This is a genomic window from Paraburkholderia sp. EG304 (genome assembly GCF_046543485.1).
In the GTDB taxonomy this organism is placed as follows: domain Bacteria; phylum Pseudomonadota; class Gammaproteobacteria; order Burkholderiales; family Burkholderiaceae; genus Paraburkholderia; species Paraburkholderia youngii.
In genome coordinates, this window is the sequence record NZ_JBKGUA010000528.1 from 1 (window position 1) to 217 (window position 217).

At 63.6% G+C, this 217-nt stretch carries 1 protein-coding gene; it reads right to left on the reverse strand.

The window, feature by feature from the left end; translation table 11 throughout:
* Positions 1-217, reverse strand: a 217-nt coding sequence (locus ACLFKU_RS45020) for a hypothetical protein (RefSeq protein ID WP_410853548.1), incomplete at both ends; no start/stop codon positions are given.

Here is a 217-nt window from a genome sequence, read left to right on the forward strand (position 1 = left end):
TACGGATCGCCCTGGCCGGCCAACAGATGATGGAACAGGATGCCGTCCTGCAGCGGCGACAAGCCATAAATGTCCTGGATGTTGCCGACTCCACCCGGCACCGTGCCGACGATCCGGTCGATCTCGCCCTGCGTCAGCTCGATCAGCGGCAGCATCTCTGGCGTGATCGCCGTACCCTGCTCGCTGATCAGGTTGGCCGGGACCACCACCTCCTGAT